19 protein-coding genes are annotated in these 22,825 nt (G+C 43.5%); 10 read left to right on the top strand and 9 right to left on the bottom strand.

The window, feature by feature from the left end; all coding sequences use genetic code 11:
• Window positions 1-4 precede the first annotated feature (4 nt).
• Window positions 5-355, bottom strand: coding sequence for a hypothetical protein (locus tag ACYVD4_RS04855; RefSeq protein ID WP_460943008.1), 351 nt, complete (start codon window positions 353-355; stop codon window positions 5-7).
• 60 nt (window positions 356-415) lie between these two features.
• On the opposite strand from ACYVD4_RS04855, the gene ACYVD4_RS04850 reads away from it, so the two are divergent.
• Window positions 416-1,123 (top strand): ComF family protein, encoded by a 708-nt coding sequence (locus ACYVD4_RS04850; protein WP_460942943.1) that lies wholly within the window; start codon window positions 416-418, stop codon window positions 1,121-1,123.
• Window positions 1,124-1,194: 71 nt separating this feature from the next.
• On the opposite strand, the gene ACYVD4_RS04845 is transcribed toward ACYVD4_RS04850, so the two are convergent.
• From ACYVD4_RS04845 to pdhA, 7 genes are all read right to left on the bottom strand, one after another.
• Window positions 1,195-2,463 (bottom strand): SUMF1/EgtB/PvdO family nonheme iron enzyme, encoded by a 1,269-nt coding sequence (locus tag ACYVD4_RS04845; protein ID WP_460942941.1) that lies wholly within the window; start codon window positions 2,461-2,463, stop codon window positions 1,195-1,197.
• Between the two features lie 115 nt (window positions 2,464-2,578).
• Window positions 2,579-5,932, bottom strand: coding sequence for a transcription-repair coupling factor (gene mfd, locus ACYVD4_RS04840; protein WP_460942939.1), 3,354 nt, complete (start codon window positions 5,930-5,932; stop codon window positions 2,579-2,581).
• Window positions 5,933-6,060: 128 nt separating this feature from the next.
• Entirely contained in the window at window positions 6,061-6,504 is a 444-nt protein-coding gene (locus tag ACYVD4_RS04835; RefSeq protein ID WP_460942937.1) for a barstar family protein, read from the bottom strand.
• Window positions 6,505-6,694: 190 nt separating this feature from the next.
• On the bottom strand, window positions 6,695-6,991 hold the full coding sequence (locus tag ACYVD4_RS04830) for a muconolactone Delta-isomerase family protein (protein WP_460942935.1): 297 nt from the start codon (window positions 6,989-6,991) through the stop codon (window positions 6,695-6,697).
• 26 nt (window positions 6,992-7,017) lie between these two features.
• Complete coding sequence (locus ACYVD4_RS04825) at window positions 7,018-7,650, bottom strand: alpha/beta hydrolase (RefSeq protein WP_460942933.1); 633 nt, start codon at window positions 7,648-7,650, stop codon at window positions 7,018-7,020.
• A gap of 79 nt (window positions 7,651-7,729) precedes the next feature.
• Window positions 7,730-8,668 carry a ring-cleaving dioxygenase gene (locus tag ACYVD4_RS04820; RefSeq protein ID WP_460942931.1) on the bottom strand — a complete coding sequence of 313 codons (939 nt, stop codon included), beginning with the start codon at window positions 8,666-8,668 and terminating at the stop codon, window positions 7,730-7,732.
• A gap of 154 nt (window positions 8,669-8,822) precedes the next feature.
• A complete protein-coding gene (pdhA, locus tag ACYVD4_RS04815) occupies window positions 8,823-9,878 on the bottom strand; it encodes a pyruvate dehydrogenase (acetyl-transferring) E1 component subunit alpha (protein WP_460942929.1) in 1,056 nt (351 codons plus the stop codon).
• A gap of 204 nt (window positions 9,879-10,082) precedes the next feature.
• On the opposite strand from pdhA, the gene recF reads away from it, so the two are divergent.
• The gene (recF, locus tag ACYVD4_RS04810) at window positions 10,083-11,210 is read left to right on the top strand and encodes a DNA replication/repair protein RecF (protein ID WP_460942927.1); all 1,128 of its coding nucleotides are present in this window, start codon (window positions 10,083-10,085) and stop codon (window positions 11,208-11,210) included.
• A gap of 29 nt (window positions 11,211-11,239) precedes the next feature.
• Window positions 11,240-12,382, top strand: a complete 1,143-nt coding sequence (locus tag ACYVD4_RS04805; protein WP_460942925.1) for a DUF3800 domain-containing protein — start codon at window positions 11,240-11,242, stop codon at window positions 12,380-12,382.
• A gap of 50 nt (window positions 12,383-12,432) precedes the next feature.
• Here ACYVD4_RS04805 and ACYVD4_RS04800 read toward each other — a convergent pair whose 3' ends face one another.
• Window positions 12,433-15,978: an SNF2-related protein gene (locus tag ACYVD4_RS04800; RefSeq protein ID WP_460942923.1), complete on the bottom strand. Its 3,546-nt coding sequence runs from the start codon at window positions 15,976-15,978 to the stop codon at window positions 12,433-12,435.
• A gap of 432 nt (window positions 15,979-16,410) precedes the next feature.
• On the opposite strand from ACYVD4_RS04800, the gene ACYVD4_RS04795 reads away from it, so the two are divergent.
• From ACYVD4_RS04795 to ACYVD4_RS04765, 7 genes are all read left to right on the top strand, one after another.
• The gene (locus ACYVD4_RS04795; RefSeq protein WP_460942921.1) at window positions 16,411-17,670 is read left to right on the top strand and encodes an anthranilate phosphoribosyltransferase; all 1,260 of its coding nucleotides are present in this window, start codon (window positions 16,411-16,413) and stop codon (window positions 17,668-17,670) included.
• 308 nt (window positions 17,671-17,978) lie between these two features.
• Window positions 17,979-19,175: an L-2-hydroxyglutarate oxidase gene (gene lhgO, locus ACYVD4_RS04790; protein WP_460942919.1), complete on the top strand. Its 1,197-nt coding sequence runs from the start codon at window positions 17,979-17,981 to the stop codon at window positions 19,173-19,175.
• A 176-nt stretch (window positions 19,176-19,351) separates the two neighbouring features.
• Entirely contained in the window at window positions 19,352-20,335 is a 984-nt protein-coding gene (locus ACYVD4_RS04785) for an NAD-dependent epimerase/dehydratase family protein (RefSeq protein WP_460942917.1), read from the top strand.
• Window positions 20,335-20,679: a cupin domain-containing protein gene (locus ACYVD4_RS04780; protein ID WP_460942915.1), complete on the top strand. Its 345-nt coding sequence runs from the start codon at window positions 20,335-20,337 to the stop codon at window positions 20,677-20,679. Before ACYVD4_RS04785 ends, ACYVD4_RS04780 begins: the two co-directional genes overlap by 1 nt.
• Before the next feature lie 205 nt (window positions 20,680-20,884).
• A complete protein-coding gene (locus ACYVD4_RS04775; RefSeq protein WP_460942912.1) occupies window positions 20,885-21,625 on the top strand; it encodes a glycosyltransferase family 2 protein in 741 nt (246 codons plus the stop codon).
• Between the two features lie 110 nt (window positions 21,626-21,735).
• Window positions 21,736-22,242 (top strand): Dps family protein, encoded by a 507-nt coding sequence (locus ACYVD4_RS04770; RefSeq protein WP_460942910.1) that lies wholly within the window; start codon window positions 21,736-21,738, stop codon window positions 22,240-22,242.
• 103 nt (window positions 22,243-22,345) lie between these two features.
• Window positions 22,346-22,798: an NUDIX domain-containing protein gene (locus ACYVD4_RS04765; RefSeq protein ID WP_460942908.1), complete on the top strand. Its 453-nt coding sequence runs from the start codon at window positions 22,346-22,348 to the stop codon at window positions 22,796-22,798.
• Window positions 22,799-22,825: the final 27 nt, after the last annotated feature.

Genomic DNA, 22,825 nt, shown 5'->3' with positions numbered 1-22,825 from the left:
TGAGTTAAACCAGTAGTGTTTCGAAATACGTTAATACGTGTTGCTTAAGAAATTCTTCCTGTGCAAGCAAATCTCCATGCGGAATTGGTTTGGCAAGTGTCCACTGAGGCCAACCATCCTTATCAATTCCCTCGAATGTATAGTAACCTGAGCTACTTAATACCCGGCAGACACCAATATGCATCAGGTCTTGTTTTACTTCTTTAGAAAATCGTTTAGGACCCTTCCCTAATTCCTGCACGCCAATCAAAAAAAGAACCGCATTCAGATCGGCAGGGCGTTTACCCACCAATGTTGTTAATTGGTTAAGTAACTCTTCCCATAATTTATCTATACTTTTTTCCTTTTCCACAATCAGTTGAATAGTTCTTCTCTCTAAATTACAACGATTTATATGTATTAACGAATGTTTATCATGTTTCGGTTTATTCAACTTTTTGCTACCGATTTTCTTAACCTGCTCCTCCCTACCCTTTGTCTGGGATGCAAACGTATTATGAGTGAAAATGAGAAAGTTTTGTGCACAGCTTGTCGAATAAATTTACCCGAAACGGGGCAACATCGAGAACCATATGACAGTAACCTCCTCAATAAGTTTGCCGGAAAAGTGCCTATTAAATTTTTAGCTTCTTATACCTATTTTACTAAAGGCGGTATTATTCAAAACTTAATACATAATATTAAGTACAGAGGTCAAAAAGAAGCTGCAAAAGAAGTTGCTCATTGGTATGGCACTTTACTAAAGTCGGAGACCAAACAGCTTGTCGAAATAGACGTAATAATTGGCGTGCCGTTGCATATGAGCCGCTCAATGCAACGTGGATATAATCAGGCAGACTGGATAGCGGAGGGGCTGGCAGAAGCTCTTGAAAAACCTTTTCGAACAAACATACTTGTACGTAGTGAATTTAAAGAATCTCAAACCCACATGAATCGGCTGGAACGATGGCAAAATGTAAAAACAGTATTTTCTGTGTTAAATGCCGAATTAATACAGAATGTTAACGTATTAGTTGTTGATGACGTACTGACAACGGGTGCTACGTTAGAGGCCTGTGCACTTGAATTACTACGTGCTGGCTGTAAGTCTGTTAGTATAATAACCTTGGCTGTAACTCGATAACTGTACTTTTCTAGAAAAAAATAAACGGCTACCCAATTGAGCAGCCGTTTATTTAAATATAGCTTTAAATCTTATTTGTTGCGTCCTACGCCAATCATCGCACAACGGAAACCAATCATTGCCGTAGCTGAATCTTGATCAAGGAATCGGCGCGTTCCAGGTGATAACCAATATGCTACGTCATTCCATGAACCACCTTTATAAACCCGAAGCTTATCATCAACTAATGATTGTTTATTCTTGGAATCATAGTTTTTCGCGTCGTCCAAATAACCGTTCCGACGTATTGGGTTCAGGTCATTAACATCCTGATAAGATAGTGGGCGATAAACGTCATAAACCCATTCATTTACGTTACCCGCCATATTGTATAAACCAAAATCATTCGCTGGATAAGCGTAAATCTCAGCCGTAATAATAGCACCATCGTTCGAACGGCCAGCAATACCAGCATAGTCACCACGACCACGTTTGAAGTTAGCCAGCATCTGACCTTGTTTACGGCCTTTTTTCGGATTCCGAACAGAAGAACCATCCCAGGGGTAAATCCGCTGATTTATTTGGTTCTCGTCCATGTATTGTGTACCGATCAGGGCTTTTGCAGCATATTCCCATTCGGCTTCAGTAGGAAGCCGATAATCGGGCAAAATCATGCCACTTTCAAGACTTGGCTTAGCTGGGGCAGCCGAAGCCGTTGCTTCAGCCATAGCAGGTTCTTCTGCTTCTTTCTTCGATTTACGTTTTAGAGAAAAGCCACCACCACTTTTTTTAGTTTTGCTGCCGCCTTTCGCCATTTCGTTGTTTACAGCATTAGACCGCCAGATAGCATAGTCAGTAGCTTGTACCCATGAAACACCTACCACAGGATAATAGCGGAAAGCCGGATAACGTAGATATTGTGTTACGTATGAATCGTTAAATGAAAGCGGATTTGCCCAAACCGTAGTATCTGGTAATGCAGCACTAACAACTTCAGCAGACGAATCCCGCTGAATAGCATTTAGATATTCCAGATAGTGAACGTTGGCCATTTCCGTTTCGTCCATATAAAAAGACTGAATAGATACAGTACGTTCGCGGTTGTCACGGCTGTTCATTACGTCCTCTTCCAGAGCGCCCATTGTAAACCGGCCACCTTCAATAAATACGAGATTAGGTCCTGCTTTCTGACCTGCAAATTTCTTTACCTGAAAACCATCCTTCTGGTTATAAGCAATTCCCGTCGCCGTACTCTTCTTACCGGGCTGCACACTAGTCGGGTGCTTGGACTTACAAGATGCCAGAGCAGCCGTTGCCAGGAGCACAAAAGCCGCTCGTTGCAGGTGATACTTTTGAATCATTGCTTTTTTGTGTAAAAACGTAGGTGCAAAATTAGAAAAAAGATGGCAGACGTCTGAGGAAATACTTTATAATCAACCCCAATAGACGTATAATCTATCTTACTTCATTCGTCTTTTAATTAGTCATCGCTCCCAAAATTTCATCCAACTGCTCTACTGAAAAAATGGCTGAATGTGTAAAAATGGGTCTTCCCTTCGATTCTTTTAGTGAACACTTAGCCGGGTTTCGCTTGATGTATTCAATTACCTTGCCAAACTGGTCAGACCTAAAGAAGTCGTCGTTCCCGTTAGAAACGAAGTACCCTTTCAGGATATTATTCTTAAGCGTCAGTTTTTCAAGGTATAATTGCTCAGCTTTCCAGCGAACATTTACCATTTTTATCAGGTTTTCGACTTCTTCAGGCATTGGACCAAACCGGTCGATAATTTCTTGTCTAAATGCCTGTAGCTCATCCGGGTTCTGTAAACTATCCAGACGCGTATATAACGCCAGACGTTCAGATATATTGGATACGTATCGTTCGGGAATTACTACCTGTAAATCAGTTTCAATGACCGTATCTGGTAAAGCCAGTTTCAGGTCGCCCGGTTTGCTTTCGAATAAATCTTTGAACTCATTTTCGCGTAATTCCTGCACCGCTTCGTCCAATACCTTATGATACATCTCGAAGCCTAGGTCATTAATAAAACCACTCTGCTCCGCTCCAAGCAAATTTCCGGCCCCACGTATATCAAGATCGCGCATGGCAATTTTAAACCCTTCTCCCAGATCCGAGAAATCTTCTAAGGTTTGAAGCCGTTTTCGAGCATCGGCTGTCAAGAGTGTAGGTGGAGGAGTCAGCAGATAACAAAAGGCTTTTCGATTTGAACGCCCGACCCGACCGCGCATCTGGTGCAAATCTGATAAACCAAAGTAATGGGCATTATTAATGAGTATAGTATTCGCATTCGGAATGTCCAAACCTGACTCAATAATATTGGTGGAAATCAATACATCATAATCTCCTTCTATAAAACGCGTCATGATACGTTCCAGCCGTTCTCCTTCCATTTGCCCGTGTGCAACGCCAACGCGTGCTTCCGGAACAAGTCGCATAATCAGGTTCCCAATTGATTCAATATCACTTACCCGGTTATGGACAAAAAAGACCTGTCCTCCCCGTCTTAGTTCATTACTCACCGCATCACGTATCGTAGCTTCATTATAGGCATGAATCTCTGTAGTAACGGGTTGTCTATTAGGTGGTGGCGTAGCAATCACGGATAAATCGCGCGCACCCATTAACGAAAAATGTAAGGTTCTGGGAATTGGAGTGGCGGTGAGTGTTAATACGTCGACCTCTACCCGCATTTCTTTCAATCGATCCTTCGTTTTAACTCCAAATTTTTGTTCTTCATCAATGATTAACAACCCAAGATCTTTGAACTTAATGTCTTTATTTACAATTCGATGGGTTCCAATTAGAATACTAATGTCGCCAGAAGCAACGCCTTTCAGGATTTCTTTAATCTGAGCGGTAGTTCTGAATCGATTGATGTACGCAATTTTTACTGGAAAATCAGCTAATCGTTCGCTGAATGTTTTGAAATGCTGCATCGCCAGAATTGTAGTTGGCACCAGCATGGCTACTTGTTTGTTATCTGTTGCTGCCTTGAAAGCTGCCCGAATGGCTACCTCCGTTTTCCCAAAACCTACATCTCCACAAACCAATCTGTCCATTGGGTGTGGACGCTCCATGTCGTCTTTAACATCATTGGTTGCTTTTGCCTGATCTGGTGTGTCTTCGTATAAAAATGAAGATTCTAACTCGGCTTGTAAAAAACTATCTCGGGTGTAGGCATATCCTGGAGCAGTACGTCGTTTCGCATACAACGAGATCAACTCTCGAGCAATGTCCTTAACCTGCTTACGTATACGCGATTTTTTCTGTTCCCATTCCTGTGATCCTAGTTTACTCATCACAGGCGGTCCGCCTTCTCTACCGCTGTATTTGGCAATTTTGTGCAGGCTATGGATACTGACCAACAATATATCGTTGTCACGATATATTAGCCGAATGGCTTCTTGCTCATTACCCGCATGATCCACCTTTTCCAAACCTGCGAACCGTCCAATACCGTGGTCTACGTGCGTTACGTAGTCTCCCGGTTGTAATGTCTTTAGCTCACGTAACGTTAACGCTTTCGATTTTGAGAACTTGTCCTGGACTTTATATTTATAGTACCGATCAAAAATCTGGTGGTCTGTAAAACAGGCAATTTTAACAGCATCATCAATAAAGCCTTCCTTCAAGCCAATATTCAAGGGTTGGAATTTGACAAATGGGTCCAGCTCTTCAAAAATTGTTCGGAGACGGTCCAATTGTTTAAATGATTCGGCTGCAATAATATTGGTAAAACCTTTAGCCTGATTCTCTCCCAACGTATCAACTAATCGTTTAAAATCCCGATTAAACGATGGTTGCGCTTTTGATTGATATTGTTGTTTGCCTTCCGTTTTAAAATAGAATTTGCGGCCAAACTCAACTGTTTGAAATCGCTTCAGATCGTTCAGAAATGTACGCCGGGTTTCGAACAAATCTGTCGGTTCTGAAACAACCTGAATACCCCCACTACCGGCCAGGACTGAAGTAAAACTCTGTTCTGCTTTTTCGAAACAGCTTTCAATCATTTCGAGTGTAAACTCGACATCCTTAGCCCAGATAGTTGTTTCGGCTGGCAAGAAATCGAAAAAAGGCTCTCTGCTTTCTTCGATAAGCTTGGTCTGGATGTTTGGAATAATATTTATGAAATCAACCGGATCGGTAGAAAGTTGTGACTCTGGATTGAACTTTCGGATGCTTTCTACCTCATCGTCAAACAAATCTATACGGTACGGAAACTCGCTCGCGAATGAAAAAACGTCGATAATTCCACCTCTTACTGAAAACTGCCCCGCTTCGTACACAAAGTCTGTTTTTTCAAATTCATACGTTTGAAGCAACTCCGATACAAAATGAGTATCCAGCTTCTCCCCCACTCGAATGGTCAACGTATTGGCTTGCAAGGAGCGTTTATTAATAACTTTTTCCGAGAGTGCTTCAGGATACGTAACAACAAACAATCCATCCTTAGGGGCTGGATTTAATTTGTTCAGCACTTCTGCTCGCATCAATACGTTGGCGTTTTCAACTTCCTCGTACTGATACGGTTTTTTATATGACATCGGGAATAGTAATACCTCACGACTTAGTAGATTTTGTAAGTCGTTAAAAAAGTATGCAGCCTCATCTCGGTCTGTCAGTATGAATAAATGGTGGCCTTTAGTTGACCTAATAAGTGTGGATGCCAGCACTGCATCAAGGCTACCCGACAACCCTTTTATCTGTAAACGCTGAGGCTCTGTTGCTGGCTTTCGATTGAATGGTTCGGCCAGTAATTTTATAAAACTATCGTCGGCATATATGCCGAGTAATTCTTCTGGTTTCAAGCGAAATTCAGGTTGAAGTTTGTGTGTATTGCTTGTTCAGTTCAACAATACGAAAAGCCGCTGGAAATTTTTTTCCGGCGGCATGTTAACGTAACAGAAGGTCTGGCAAAATTGTTGCAGTACGTAGATCACAACTCTGATACGTCTACATATGCGATACTCTCGTTGTCGAGTAGTTGGCGAATGCGAGTGCTATCTTCAAACACCATGATTATTTCTTTGGCGTCAAGTTCTTCTGTTTCGTCGATCCATTTCCAGTCTTCTGCGGTTGCGTCGAGCACACTCAGCAATGCTCCCATTTTTGCTGGATCTCTCTCCTTGCTGATTAATTCTTCGGTGTTTGTAAAGTATAAAATGATACGTGAATCTTCAAGCCATTGTAGATCATTCAGCGAATCGCTGAGTGCATCTAGTGTAAAACCGAAATCAGGAATTTCTAATAAATCCGCAATCTCTTCATAGAATTTACGTAGCGTTAATGTATTTTTGCCGTTTATGTGTGCAATGAAATCGTATCCAAAGTTGTCTTCGAGTTCTGTTTCTGAACGGCTTATCAGTACGTTTGTTTTCATGAATTTCTTATAAAATGTAGTGGATACAAATAATGCAAAATGTTCCACGTGAAACTTGATTATCAGGTACTTAGCTGTCTATGTAACCAGTGAAAACGTGGTTACATAGATGTTTTTAGTAAAATACTAAAACAAAAGTACAATTATTATAAACGAAAAAAGCCTCATTTAAGAGGCTTTTTTATAGATATTAGTTTAACGAAAATAGCGGAATTCGGGCGGCAATCATATTGTGAAACATAAGCTCGGTAATCATTGGAGTCATATATTTAATGAGCGGAAATTCTGAAATTGATTCCATAACTTCGAGCTCTGAGTCAGCTTTAAAGATGCACCAAAGCTTCTGACGATCAAGGGAAAGAGAGTAAGAAAGTAAAAACCCCTTTTCCATCAATTCTTCAACTTTGAGCCGCTGGGCAGGAATCTGGTTCGCGAAATTTTCGTCCATTACGGCCGGAAGGTCAAATTCAACCATGTATTGGCTCATAGGCAATCATGTTAAGTAGAAGCCGACTAATATGAACCGGCTATCAGCAAATTAACAAGGTTTAGCTCATCTTCGTTAATCGAGTGTGAAAAATTTGGATACAATTTAGCCGTTACGTTGCCACCCAAATTCTGTAAAACAGATTCAGATTCGAGTACCCGTTGTTTGGGTATGTGAGGATCAATATCGCTACAACCTAAAAAAACAGGCGTGTTGGCCAACGTTCCTTCATACTGTCGAAGGGTGCCATCTGGTCCGATCAAGCCACCGCTTAAACCAAATATACCACCGTATTCAGCCGCATTACGTGCTATGAATTCAAGCATAAGACAAGCGCCCTGCGAAAATCCTAACCAGTAAATCTGAGGCAGTTTAAAGTTAAAATCTGACTGAAGGCGAGCCCGTAAACTGGCGAGAACCTGAAGAGCTGATGAGAGATAAGGTTCGTTTTCCTGTTCAGGGCGTAAAAACGAATAAGGATACCACGTGTTACCCTTTGCTTCGGGTGCAATAAATGCAAAATCTTTATCCGTAATATAAGATGATAATGACAGGATATCCTGTGCTGAACCACCACGACCATGTACCATAACCATTACTCTCGAGGCTTCTTCGAGTGGTACTCCGGCAGTGCGAATATTGTCTGGATTATGAATCATAGTAAGTTAAGCTAAGTACGTATCAATCGTTACGTATTAACTGCTTCAGATAATACGTAACGATTAATACGTAGTGAATTTATTTTAAAACAATCTTAGGAAGCACAGCTTCTAATTTGGTCCGACGTACTTCATATTGTGGTGGCAATTTCAACGTAGTGCCCAATTCTGTTAGTGGCTCATCAACTGTAAAACCAGGAGGGTTTGTGGCAACCTCAAATAAAATTCCACCGGGTTCGCGGAAATAAATACTGTTAAAATAATTACGATCCTGAACAGGCGTAACATGATAACCAGCTTCGGCCAATTGTTGTTGAATGATCAACTGAGTTGCGTCGGAGTTAGTCGAAAACGCTACGTGGTGTACAGAGCCAGCTCCTTGTAAACCATGAACATCTTTAGGCGAAAGCAGTACGTCGACAAAGTTTCCGGGGCCGCCATTACCTGCTTTAAACCGGAAGCGTCCTTCCTCCTCCCCGACTAGTGTATGCTGCATAATGTCTGTCAGAAGCGTTATCGTACGGTCGGTGCGCAATTCGTTTAACGTAACAGTATGAAATCCACGAATAGAGAATTCTGCAGAAATTTTACCATTATCCCATCCTGACCGTAAATCGTCGTCCGTAAAAACGAGTTCTATACCCATTCCATCAAAATCTTCGAATCGGACATAAGTTTCTGAAAACCGTTTGTAAGGACCCGCATAAGGAATATTGTGGCCATGCAAACGATCCAGCCAGAAACTGAGTGACGAGGTTGGTGCCGAAAACGCTGTGTAAGTCAACTGCCCTACGCCCTTCCGACCACGGGGCAAATTGCCATAAGGAAAGAATGTGAGAATGGTTCCAGGTGCTCCGGTTTCATTTCCATAGTATAAATGATATACGTCGGGCGCATCGAAATTTACCGTTTTTTTTACCAAACGGAGACCTAAAATTCCCGTATAAAAATCAACGTTTCGTTGTGTGTCGCCAGCTAGTGTTGTTACGTGGTGAAGGCCATTGATCAAGGTTTCCATGGTTATTTATGTGATTAAAGATGGAATTCGCCGTTTTTAAATTTAAATGTCGTTGTATTTAATGTATATACATTTAAAATAAATAGAAAGTTCAAAAAAAAATGTCCGAGTTGGCTACTCGGACATTTTTTAACTAAGAATATAATGACTACATCTATTCGGTGAGGAATGGATAATCTTTCTGCATGTAAACATCTTTAAATGCTTCTTCGGCAGGCGGATAAGGTGATTCTTCAGCAAACTTCACCGATTCTTCAACAATTCCTTTTATTTTTTGATCAATAGCTGCCAACTCTTCTTCAGTAGCCAGCCCTTTTTCAAGAATTGTAGCTTTCACCTGCTCAACCGGATCACGCTGTTTATACTCCTCAACCTCATCTTTAGAGCGATATTTTTGTGGATCAGACATTGAGTGACCGCGATAACGATACGTACGGAACTCAAGGAAAGTTGGCCCTTCGCCAGCGCGAGCGCGTTCTGCAGCCCGACTAACGGCCTCATGAACAGCTTCGACGCTCATGGCATCTACAGGCTCAGAAGGCATGTCGTAAGCTTCAGCCAGCGTATACAAATCCGTTACGTTCGATGTACGAGCTACGGAAGTTCCCATCGCATACCCATTGTTTTCAACAACGAAAATGACTGGGATTTTCCAAAGCATAGCCATGTTAAATGCTTCATGCAAAGCACCCTGACGAACTGCTCCGTCGCCCATAAACGTGATGCAGAGGTTATTGGTCTTGTTGTATTTCTCTGCAAAAGCGATACCCGCTCCCATAGGAATTTGAGCACCAACAATGCCATGGCCACCCACAAAATTGACCGACTTATCGAAAATGTGCATCGATCCGCCTTTACCTTTAGATGAGCCGGTTTGTTTAGCAAACAACTCGGCCATAATTGCTTTTGGATCAGAGCCTAATGCCAATGGAATACCATGGTCGCGATAAGCAGTTATCCATTTATCATCTTTGGTAAGAGCCGTATATGAACCCGACGAGCAGGCTTCCTGGCCAATATAGAGGTGACAGAATCCCCGAATTTTTTGCTGACCATAGAGCTGCCCGGCTTTTTCTTCAAATTTGCGCTGCAACTGCATGGATTCGTACCAGTACATATACCGCTCTTTGGGGTGCTGAGTTTTCTCAGCCGCCGGAGCCTGACCATTTTTGGATTTACCCGATGGGGTTTTCTCTTTGACGCTTGCCATGAGGAATCTGTTCGATAAAACTAACAATTGCAGCCAGCCTGCCGTAGCAGCGGGCTGCCAAATTTGATACCAACAATCTGAAAGCACTTCATAACAACTAACAAACTGCCTGTATCTTTGTTGCCATTAGTGCAGACCAGATTACGTATCTACATCAGAGTTTGACTCGCGAAATTACGCATTATCGCGTAACTCAGTACACTTATGCACCTTGAAAAACTGAGCCTGACCAATTTTAAAAATTATGAAGATGGCCGGTACGTGTTCGGACAGCAGATAAATGTGATTGTAGGGCCGAATGGCAGCGGAAAAACCAATTTACTCGACGCTATTTATTTTCTGGCTCTAAGTAAAAGCGCTTTCCAAAATCAGGACGCGTTCAATATTTTGCACGACGCCGATTATTTTATCATTGATGGTGTATTTGAAGAACACGAACGTAGTGACCATCATTCCCGCGTGCAGATTACGATTAGTTTACAGCGTGGCCAACGCAAAGTGTTGATGGCCGACAAAAAACCGTATGAACGTATCAGTGACCATATTGGCCGATTTCCGGTAGTGCTTATTGCTCCAAACGATACCGACCTTGTTCGCGAACATAGCGAAGACCGGCGGCATTTTTTCGATGGAGTTCTGTCGCAGCTCGATACAGATTACCTACGTAATTATTTACTGTATCAGCAGATTCTAAAGCAACGTAACAGCCTGCTTAAACTGTTTGCCGAACGTAATCAGGTCGATAATGATCTGCTCGATACGTATGATGTACCTTTACTCGAACTGGGGCAAAAAATTCACGAGCGCAGGAAGCAATTCGTAAACGAGTTTTTACCGGGTTTCCGCGCGCACTACGCCTACCTGAGCGATTCGCGCGAAGAGGTTAATATTCTGTATGAATCGGAGGTTGGTAATCCGAACTTTGTTGAGGAGTTCCGACATTTTCGTCGTCGTGATACGGTGCTGCAACGTACTACGATGGGCATTCATAAAGACGATTATTCCTTTCTGATCGATAATGGAAACGGCCAATCGGTTCAGTTGAAAAAATTCGGTTCACAAGGCCAGCAGAAAACCTTTGTGATTGCACTGAAACTGGCTCAATTTGATTCACTGAAGGCTACAAAGCAGGTAAAACCGATTCTGTTGCTGGACGATATTTTCGATAAGCTCGACGATAAACGTATCAGTAAGCTAATTCAGCAAATGGATGAGGGTGCTTTTGGCCAATTGTTCATTACCGACGCAAGGCCCGAGCGCACACGCGAACTCCTCAACTCCGTACAGACCGACGTGCGTTTTTACGACGTTAGCGATAAAGATTTAAATTGAGTAATTGTATTTATAGAAGCTAACAAACTATGCACAACCATATTGCCTTTTTGGACGAATGGGGTAATAATGGCCTTGACTTCACTAAACGACAGGTTTCTACCCACTTTATTATAGCTGCCCTTACGTTGCCCAAGGATAAATTGCCCGAAGCTGAAGAAAAAATAGAAGCAGTTCGTAAACGATTTTTCCAGAATGGCCCAATCAAATCGTCTAAAGTTGGTGATGACGCCAAACGGCGAAAGCTGATATTGGCAGCTCTGTTAGATAGCCCATTCCAAATTTTTGCTCTGGTTGTCGACAAACGTCAATTGACTGGAGAGGGATTGCGTTACAAAGGATCGTTCTATAAATTCTTGCACGGCTTAGCTGACCGTGAATTATACAAAACATTTCCGAATCTGGAGCTAATCGCAGACACGCATGGTAGTGAAACCTTTATGGATGGTTTTATTCGATACGTTCAGGATCAACATATTCCCAACTTATTTAATCAATCCAGTTTCGGCTTTGTCAACGATAAGGGTAGTGTGCTTGTTCAGGCTGCCGATTTTGTAGCAGGGACATTGGCTCGCTGCTATGATGAAACCGTTATTTCTGATCAGCGGCAGGGATTCATTGAATTGTTACGTCCGAAACTGCTTGCATTGAAATACTGGCCTGATGTATTTGCTCCTTCGTTGGTAAAAACTTCTCTAAACCAAGAACAATACCATCCTGTGTTAGCTGATTTAGGCGTAAATCTGGCCCAAGAATTTGTTCACCGAAAGCTGACTAGCCGCTCTCACCAAGAAATTGACCAACTCACCTGTTTAACTTACCTGCTTTTTCATTTCCGACATATTGATCCTACACGCTACATTTCAAGTCGAGAGTTGATTAAACACGTTGAAGACCGACGCGGTGTTGCCATTTCGCTGCACTACTTTCAGACACGCGTAATTGCTCCCTTACGTGATGCGGGCGTATTAATTGCCAGTAGTTCAAAAGGATATAAGCTCCCTGCTAGCGAGCGTGATCTTTTTGATTTTGTTAACCACAGCAATACAATCATTCAACCACTTTTATCACGTATTAATAAGTGTCGTGACCAAATCCGGTTGGCTACTGATGGAGCTATAGATATTCTGGAACGTTCGGAATATGATAGCCTAAGACGGATGATTGATTGACGGTTTGGCTATTTATACCAATAAATGTCTGAATTGATTTACATTAAAAGTTACCCTAACGCTACTAATTCTTTCAGTTCAGCGTCGGTAAGGTCGCCTAGCCATGTTTCGCCGGTTTTTACGCTGAGGTCGGCCAGTTCTTTTTTACTACGTATCATAGCGTCGATTTTTTCTTCCATTGTGCCTTGGTTGATCAGTCGATAAACCAATACGTTCTTGGTTTGACCAATCCGGAAAGCCCGGTCGGTTGCCTGGGCTTCAACGGCCGGATTCCACCACAAATCGTAATGTATTACGTGGTTTGCCTGAGTTAAATTCAAGCCAGTTCCCCCTGCTTTAAGCGATAAAATAAAGGTTTGGTCGGAACGGTTTTTCTGAAATTGTTCCACCATTTCATCCCGATCCGGGCGCGACGTACCACCGTGTAAAAAGAGCGGCTGCGTGCCAAACGTTTGTTGAATAATCTGGCTCAACAATTCACCCATTTCGTAGTACTGCGTGAAAATCAGGACCTTTTCGTGGCTGGCATATATATTTTCCAGCAAGTTGAGTAACATCGTGGTCTTTCCGGAAAGCGAAGGCGCATCGGCTCCCTGCTTCAGATATTGACGTGGATGGTTCCCGATTTGCTTCAACGCTGTCATTAGCTTTAATACCAAACCGCGCCGGGTAATACCCTCTTTTTGCTGAATGGCCCGCAAACTTTGCTGAACCACACTCTCATAGAGCGCAGCCTGCTCGGTAGTGAGCGAACAAAATTGATTATTCTCAATTTTATCGGGCAGATCACTAATAATACTACGGTCCGTTTTTAGCCGACGAAGCAAAAAGGGACTGGTTACACGCCGGAATAAATCGAGTTTCTGGTGGTCACGCTCCTGCTGAATTGGTTTTCCAAACTCTTCATTGAACTTGGTAAGTCCACCCAAGTAGCCTTTATTCACAAAATCCATAATGCTCCAGAACTCTGACAATCGATTTTCGACGGGTGTTCCGCTAAGCGCAATACGAATCGGCGATTTGAGCGATTTTACGGCTTTGGTTTGCTCAGTATCCGAATTTTTGATGTTTTGTGCTTCATCAATAATTACGATGGCCCAGTTTTGTTTCTTCAATTTATCGAGATCGCTACGTACGATGCCATACGTAGTGAGCATCAAATCATACGTATCAGCTTTGTCTTCAGGGAGTTTTCGGTTTGAGCCGTGATAAATCCGGGCCTGTAAATCCGGGGCAAACCGTGAAATTTCTTTCTGCCAGTTCGTCAATAACGTGGTGGGCAACACAATAAGCCCTTTTTGTTTACCGAAGCGACCTTCCTGCTTGAATTTCAGTAGAACCGAAATAACCTGTAGGGTTTTACCCAATCCCATATCATCGGCCAAAAGGCTTCCCATACCCAACGACGTATTTTTGAGTAACCAGTCGTAACCCCGCTGTTGATACGGACGTAACGTAGCGTTTAGTGATTCAGGCAATGGTTGCGCAGCACTTTCGGTGAATTGTTTCAGAAGCTTCTGTACATCAGCAGATAAACCCAGACGGCTACCTTTGTATTCTTCTGATAAAGCTGCTTTGAGTAGTTCAGAACCCGTTAACTCAGGTGGATTTTCGAGTTGTTTATAAAGTTTGTTCAGCTCATTAGGGTCAATCAATACGTACTGATCTTTTATTTTGACCAGCCCCGTGCTACGTCCTACCAATTGCTGAAACTCGTTCAAACTAACCATTTCGTCTCCGAGCGCTACCTGCCAGTCGAAAGTAAGCATATCGTCGAGTCGCATAAAAGCATTTTCAGCAGTCACTTTTGCTTTCAACCGACCACCTGCCTGCGGACGTACCCAGTGTTGAAGTGACTTAGGTAACCAGAGCGCAATACCTAACAACTGCATTCGTGGCAAGGTATCGAGCAACACATCGACAAATAAGCTGGGCGAATAAGTCAGATAAGAGGGTCCACCCATTTTTGTAAGCCGGGCCAGATCAGGAAAATGGCGCGAGAGCACCAGCAAATCCTGTAAAACAGCCATCCGAATTGGCTCATGTTTCTTTTTGGTCAATAGATCGGGGAGCGGAATTGGCGCATCGGTTGCTTTCGCTTCCCGGTCGCGAACGAGTAGACGCAGGTGAAATTCATCACCAAGTTCGGTGTCTTCTACCGCCAGAATTGGTACGAACCGCTTATGAGTCAGAAAGAAATCGTTGAGCCACAACTGCATGGCCAACGGCATTTCCTTCCGCCCAAATCCTTCGAAACGTAGTGTTTCAATACCAAAAAAAAGCCGATCGGCATCTTCAAGCGGCCAGCGTTCCCAAAGTTCGATAGTTGCCGGTTTTATAGCCCGTCGTAAAAAAAGTGAACACAGCGTAAGCACCTGTTGCTCATTGGGTAAGGCTAACCACTCTTTTTGCCAACGAATCGTTAACAACGCCGGAGGAAGCTGGGTAGCAACCAGATTGGTCAATCGTTTAATGGTTTCGTTCAACGTAGCAGGTATCCATCGAACCCGGTATAACTCTTCATTGGGGCCAACACGAAGCAACTGAGGCACAACTGCTCCCCTACGTAGTAAAGCCGCCGAAAATTGCTGAGTCAGGTACAGACCACGTACCGAATCACTCATTTCGGGCCAGTTGGCTTCAGTTAACGTACCGAGCCAGGCAATTAAATCGCTCAGGCTGAAACCACGTAACGACCGTTGTTCACCATGTTCGCTGAACATGCTGATTTTCTTGACAGACATCGTTTCGTCGAGTTGCATTTCAACACTATCGCTGAAATCGAGCTGCCATTCATCATCGTCATCCGTTGACGATTTTTCTTTTGCTGATTCGGTAATCGAGGCTTTGCTGAATAGCTTATATGCTTTTGTGAGTGATTTGTGAAAATCGCCCTTAGCGAACGTAACGTCGGGGGAAAGAAGCTCCAGCAGTTGTTCCGTCAGGAGTGGAATGGTGGCAAAATCGAGACCAGCACGTGCTTTTTCGTCAGGTTGCCAGTCTTCATCATCGGGCAATTCATCCGTACCTAATTCTTTGAGTGATAGAACCGCATCTAACGCCCCTCCTACCCGATCAAGCTGACTTTTCTGAAGTTCACCCAGAATATCAAGACCTTTAACCTGGAAAACCAGAAACGGATTTCGATCAATTTCATTCGCTATAATGTAGATAACAGCCGCCAAATGCTTACAGGGTACGGCTTCGTCGGGACAAGAACAACCCATCGACAAATCGCGAAACGAACGGGGAAACAATTGAATACCCCGGCGATTCATAAACTCGGTTAACTCAGGCGGAAGCTGGCGGTTTAGAAGCTGTGCCAACGTAGCAGGGTTCTCGCGGATTTCGGTCAAAAGCCATTCTTTCTCCTGATCGGTCAGCAACGGTACCGAAAGCTTGGTTTTGTAAGGCCTTGGCGCATTGCCTTTAACCGACGCACTAATCTGATTCTGGTTGATCGTTAAACTATGAACGGCTCCCTGATTAGCATACGTTTTTCCACGTGGCAGCCGATTCGCCATGTCGATGCTTGTCAGGGCTTTGAGCCACTCCTGACCCCACCAGGTTTTTCCATAGGCGATACGTTCTGCCATATAAACCGAAGCCAATTGATTTGAGTACAAAAATAAAGGATTAACTAGATAGGCACCGAAATTGCCTAAACGGTGGAGCTAACTTAACTGCTGTTATTACGTAACGATACGTTATCCAAAGCCGCATAAACCAGTCCGCAACCGTATCCTCATTGGATTAATAACGTAAAAAAAGGTGCATCGGCATATAAATTGTTTTCTGTTTCGACGGTTGTACGTAACAGAATCGTCGAAACAGAACGTAGCAACTATAGTTTTTAAGGAAAGCCGGAATTTGGCTTAACCGCTATAGCACCCTAACATGATTTGGCATAAACGTCCGAAGAAAGTGGCCGAAAAAATTGATTTAGAGTTAGTTGCCCCGATGGTAAATAGCCGCTTTTTGTTACTTTTACTTAGATCCCTTTCTCCCGTTTTAAACCTGTCATTCGTATGGTGATGGATGTACCTCCTACCGATACGCCACTTGGCCGGGGTATCAAACATATTGGTATTGGTAAGTATGGAAGCAAACCGCTTACGCCCGAATTGCTGGCTGAATGTCGAACTGCATTAGCTGACCCAACGGCTCATCCGCTTCAAAAAGGGGCTTTTCTGGGCTCGTTGATTGCCAAAGGACCCACGCCCGAAGAGCGAACACTTGAAGATGTAATAGGGAAAGGTGCTTTCGCACACCCAACTTTTTTTATCAATAAACTCTGCCCTGATTTACCTGGCGGACTCTTGCCCATTGCGACCAAACTGGTGCGGGGCGGACATCTGCAAGTGACCGAGGCCGAGCAATTGGGGGATTACCTATACAGTCACGAAAATTGCGAGCTGTTTCGAGCACTGGCTGCGAGTATTATGCGCGTTCGTCACGAAACCAACGACGAATATCTGGGATTAATGCGGGCCGCTGAGCGAACATTTTCGCCGGGTTTCCGTCAGATGAGTTGCGCCGACCGACCGTTGGTTCAACTAGCGGAACCCTTCGACGGAGTTGAGAATAGCTATATGATTACTCCCTTGCTGGCTCAGTTTTTCCAGAAGAAAGGCTATGGGGCGGTGTCATTGGTAGGGCGTTCAGGTGGACCAAAGTTTACGCTGAATGCACTCGATGTGTTTCTGCATCTGGGTTGCCAGTTTCTGCAAAGCAATCATGAACTCGATACACCACTCGATTCGTACGGCTGGGTGCTCGATCAGAAAGCTTTGTCACCTTCGCTGAACCGGTGGGTCGACCGACGGCATATAATGATTAAACGACCTTTTCTGGCCACACTCGAAAAAGTGCTTAATCCCTGCCACGCCCAGATTCTGGTTACGTCGGTTTTTCATATTACGTATCAAATGAAGATGGCTGAACTGGCTTTAATGGCCGGTTTCGATGCCGTTATTGTACTCAAACGCGGTCAGGAAGGCAGTCTGGCACCATCCACCAGCCGGGCAAGTGGTATTTTGTGCGCCGTTCGAACTCCTCGTGGACATTTATTTTATCAGCATTTCGAAGCCGATGCATCCGCATTTGCTACGTTCCGCACTGAAACAGAACCTGAATACGATCAGCCTTTGGCTGTTGATAATGCGAGACTGATACGTCAATACATGAAATTTGAGAAAACAGCGAATGATGATTTCGATAATCGGGTTCGATTAGCTTATGCGCTCTATGGTCGAGGGCTGGAGTGGATCGAAGGGCAGCTTCGTTAGAAACCGTTCGTCTATCCTATACGCCTTTCATCCCAATCTGCCAACTGACCAGAGCGATTCTGCATCTTTCAGACAAATACAACCGAATTGACAGAATCCCTGCCGTATTGACCTTTTGCGAGTAAAACCTCAGCGAACGGGTTGGTCAGAATGGTAAACAACAGCTAAAGGAAGGAACGGACGTAGCAATAATTCTGCTACGTCCATTTTTTTGTAGTTACCCGTAACTTTGTAGGAACGTAGCAATGGAATATACAGCTACCAGATATACTTGATATGCCGCCAGCAACCCGCTGACGAACACCAACATGACAGACGTAGTGATTATTGGCGGAGGTATTGTGGGATTAGCCACCGCTTTACAGTTGAAACAACAACGCCCCAGTTTACGTATCATCCTGCTTGAGAAAGAATCGTCAGTTGCCCGTCATCAAACAGGCCATAATAGCGGAGTAATTCACTCCGGACTGTATTATAAACCGGGAAGCCTGAAAGCAACCAATTGTATCCGGGGTTATCAGATGCTGATCGATTTCTGCAATGCGGAACAGATTCCCTACGACCTCTGTGGTAAAATTGTTGTGGCGACCAAACAGGAAGAACTTCCGCAATTGGAAACTTTACACCAGCGTGGTCAGCAAAACGGCTTAACCGGTTTGAAAAAACTCACGTTAGCCGAAATGCGGGAAATTGAGCCATACGTAAATGGCGTTGCCGGTATGTTTGTTCCGCAAACCGGTATTGTTGACTACAAGCAGGTTACCGAAAAGTATGCACTCAAATTTCAGGAGTTAGGGGGAGAAATCCGGTTCAATGAACGGGTAACTCAGGTAACACCCGGTAATAGCCTAAGCATTGTCGTTACTGATAAAGGACGTTACGAAACCAAACTGGTAGTTAACTGTGCCGGACTGTATTCTGATAAAATTGCACAACTTACTCAACCAGATGGTGTTAATGTGCGGATTGTTCCCTTTCGCGGAGAATATTTTAAGCTAAAACCACATAAGGAATATCTGGTTAAAAATCTCATTTACCCGGTTCCTGACCCTAATTTTCCATTTCTGGGAGTTCACTTTACCCGTATGGTTCACGGTGGCGTCGAGGCTGGCCCAAACGCGGTCCTCGCATTTCAACGCGAAGGATACACTAAATCGGCAATTAACCTGAAAGAGCTGTTTGAAACGCTATCATGGCCGGGATTTCAGAAAGTAGCTGCCAAATATTGGGAAACGGGCTTGGGCGAAATGTACCGTTCGTTCTCGAAATCAGCATTTACAAAAGCCCTCCAAGCACTTATTCCCGATATTCAGGAAGCCGATCTGGAACCGGGCGGTGCTGGCGTTCGTGCACAGGCCTGCGACCGGACAGGTGGCTTGCTCGACGATTTTGCCATTCTTGAAACCGACAAGGCTGTTAACGTAGTGAATGCGCCATCGCCTGCTGCTACGTCGTCATTATCGATCGGGAAGACTATTTCGGAAAAGGTTCTGGCACGATTTTAATTTGTTTTAGCACCTAATGTACTGATATAACACAACTTGGCGAATACAGCCGTAAAGGGATTATTTTGGGGCAGTTAGATCGAAAAAGGCTGTGTTATAGCCAAAAATTGGATAAATCCCTGTATCTTGGTGGCAACTTTGACGTACAAAACTATTTTCCATAGCGGATTATATTTATGAAAAAAGCACTTGTTTGCGGTGCCGGAGGTTTTATAGGAGGCCACTTGGTAAATCGACTCAAATCGGAAGGATACTGGGTAAGAGGAGTTGATATTAAAGAAAATGAGTACGGCAATAATAATGCGGACGAGTTTATCATCGGCGATTTAAGAGATCCGAATATAGCAGAAGAAGTTGTTACCGCCGATCTTGATGAAATCTACCAGCTTGCTGCTGATATGGGCGGGGCTGGTTTTGTATTTACAGGAACGAACGATGCGGCCATTATGCATAATTCGGTGCTTTGCAACCTGAACGTGCTCGAAGCGGCTAAAAATAAAGGTGTTAAACGGATCTTCTATTCATCCTCGGCTTGTATGTATCCCGAGTACAATCAGATGGACCCTGATAACCCAAAATGCTCGGAAGATTCGGCTTATCCGGCTGCTCCTGATAGTGAGTATGGTTGGGAGAAGCTATTTTCAGAGCGTTTGTTTTTAACCTATCAGAAAAATCACGGTATAGAAGCTCGTATTGCTCGTTTCCACAACATTTTTGGCCCTCAGGGCACCTGGGATGGCGGACGCGAAAAAGCACCGGCTGCTGTTTGTCGGAAAGTAGCGTTAGCCGAAGATGGTGGTTCGATCGAAATTTGGGGCGACGGTTTGCAAACACGTTCGTTCCTGATTGTTGACGAATGTGTTGAAGGTATTCGCCGGTTAATGAGTTCTGATTTCTCTGGACCTGTTAACCTTGGCTCAGAAGAGATGATTTCGCTGAATGATTTTGCCAAAATGGTAATTGATATATCGGGTAAAAGCCTGACGATCAATAATATTCCTGGTCCGTTAGGCGTTCGGGGACGGAATTCAGATAACCGACTAATTCAGGAGAAGTTGGGTTGGCAACCAACAACACCTCTTCGCGATGGTGTTGAGCAAACCTACGCATGGATTTCTCAGCAAATTCAGGAGAAATCGCTGAAAGCCGTCGAAGCTTAATGGAGCGAATAACTGCATCTCTGGCAACACTGGAGCCTATTCTTACTTCACACGCACAAGGCGTAAAGCAAGTGTTTTTGGCAAATGGTGATACCCCGACAAATGTAACTCAGGTTGCTTATGGCAAATTTTCCAGTAGCGATTATTGTGAAATGCATGCCCATGCAACCATGGAAGAGTTTTTCTATTTTTTGAGCGGAACCGGCCGATACGTAGTTGGAGAACAGGAAATTCTATTGGAGTCTGGCGTATTCGTACGTATCCCTGCCGGAACACTACATCGGCTAGAAGCAACCAGCCCAACACCTCTCGAATACGTATACTTTGGCGTTGCTACAGATTAAAAAATATAGAACTAGGTAACCTATATGAGCCACTATGATCAATGAACGTTGATTGTAGTGGCTCATGTACAAATGAGAAAATGCCAGATTCTATATGTAACTCCAATACTATGTAAATAGTTGATATTTAGATTGATATAATGGTAAATCGGTCTCCATTTTTTTAAAATAGCCCCGGTATTAATACTGAATTTTTGAAGTAAACATGAATAATCCGCTTATTTCTGTCATTACAGTTGTTTATAACTCAGCCGCAACCTTAAAAGCGACTATCGAGAGCGTAGTAAATCAGGATAAAAACCTCTTCGAATATGTCGTAATTGATGGAGGTAGCAAAGATGGATCTTTGGAAATTATTCAAAGCTACGATAGTCAGATTGATACGTGGATAAGCGAACGGGATAAGGGAATCTTTGATGCCATGAATAAAGGTGTCGAGCGCTCTAAAGGTAAATGGATTTATTTTTTGGGAGCAGACGACACACTTTACCCTGATGCTTTAGCTCAAATTAGCCAGCATCTGGCCTCCCCGTATAAAGTGGTGTTCGGCGACGTAGTGTTTAGTAATGGCCACTTATTCCGTTCATTTCTTAGTTCACGAACATTGATGCAAAATACCTTGCATCATCAGGGTACATTTTATCACCGCTCGCTCTTCGATGATTTTAAATATGATCAAGTAGCATTGCCAATTCAGGCTGATTATGAGCTAAATCTAATTGTTTATCTGAAAGGTTCTCCCGGTAAGTACGTACCAGTGCGTATTGCGAATTATATGCTTGGCGGCAATAGTGCAGGGCCAACGGAAAAGTCTTATAATGAGATTAATCTGATTCGCTCGCGGCATCTGAAAAATCCACTAAAAAACGTAGCACTTACGGTTATATTAAGGCTCTATTACTGGCAAAAACAGTTTCGTTTCTGGTTATATGGCCATCTGGCCTAATCATATTTAATGAAGACTGTTTAAACGCTTTTAGGCATACATTTGGCGAACAATTGACTGTAAACGGGTGTTATTTTGGTATGGGCTTTTGACCTCAAATAAAACCGTTTATGAAAGCTATTAATCAAATCGAAGAGCTCGAGACCCCATCAGATCTGAAAGGCAAAGAGCGCGAAAAAGTTGCAGAAGCACTGAACAGGCTAGTTGCCGATGCTTTTGCACTTTATATAAAAACCAAAAATTTCCATTGGCACGTATCGGGTCGACATTTTCGTGATTATCACTTGCTGTTCGATGAACAGGCAGCACAGATTTTTGCCACTATAGATCCATTAGCCGAACGAGTTCGGAAATTAGGTGCAAATACACTACGTTCTGTTGCACACGTTGCGCAGTTACAGCGGGTGAACGACAACGACGAGGATTTTGTAAAACCGTTGGATATGCTCAAAGAGCTGGAGCATGAAAATCGAAAAATGGTGAAACATCTGCGTGATGCGCATAAACTAGCCGACGATGCAGAAGACGTAGCAACAGCCAGTGTACTCGAAAACTTTATCGATGAAACAGAACAACGTATCTGGTTCCTATTCGAAACTTCGCGTGATCTGAATTAATTTCAATCTCCAGACATGCTCTTTAAACATAGCTGGATTTATCTATCGGCTGGTTTTCCAAAAATCAATTGGGAAAGCCAGCCGCTTTTTTTAAGTTGGCAGTATGAAAGTTCGTCCCGCCGTTCTCCTTTGGAGACAAAACAATAGTCAGGTAGAAATCTTATTGATGCGTTATCACTACGGTGAACAAGATGTATTTGCCTTGCCCGGAGGCAGTCCCGACCGGGGAGAAACTTTACCCGAAACAATTGTCCGGGAAGTTCAGGAAGAGTTAGGTGTTGATGTTGAGGTTGGTGAGATGGTTCTTGCTGGCGAAATGCTACTTTCGCAACGTAACGACGACGTATTACACGTAATTTTTGCCGGCCGAAATATAATCGGTACGCCCACATTGAATCCGGCCGAAACAACCGCACTCGAACTAGCCTGGAAGCCGGTTTCTGAACTAAATACCCTGAATCTGTATCCGAATATCGGTGCCAAACTTCAGCCTTGGTTCAACTCTGCAACGTATCTAGGTTACGTTGGACGTATCGAACAACAATATTTTGGCTAGGGCGAAAACAGGCTCTGGCTTTTTGTT

This window comes from Spirosoma daeguense, assembly GCF_054776875.1.
The sequence above is the reverse complement of the archived record's forward strand: the minus strand, read 5'-3'. Positions and strand labels throughout refer to the sequence as shown.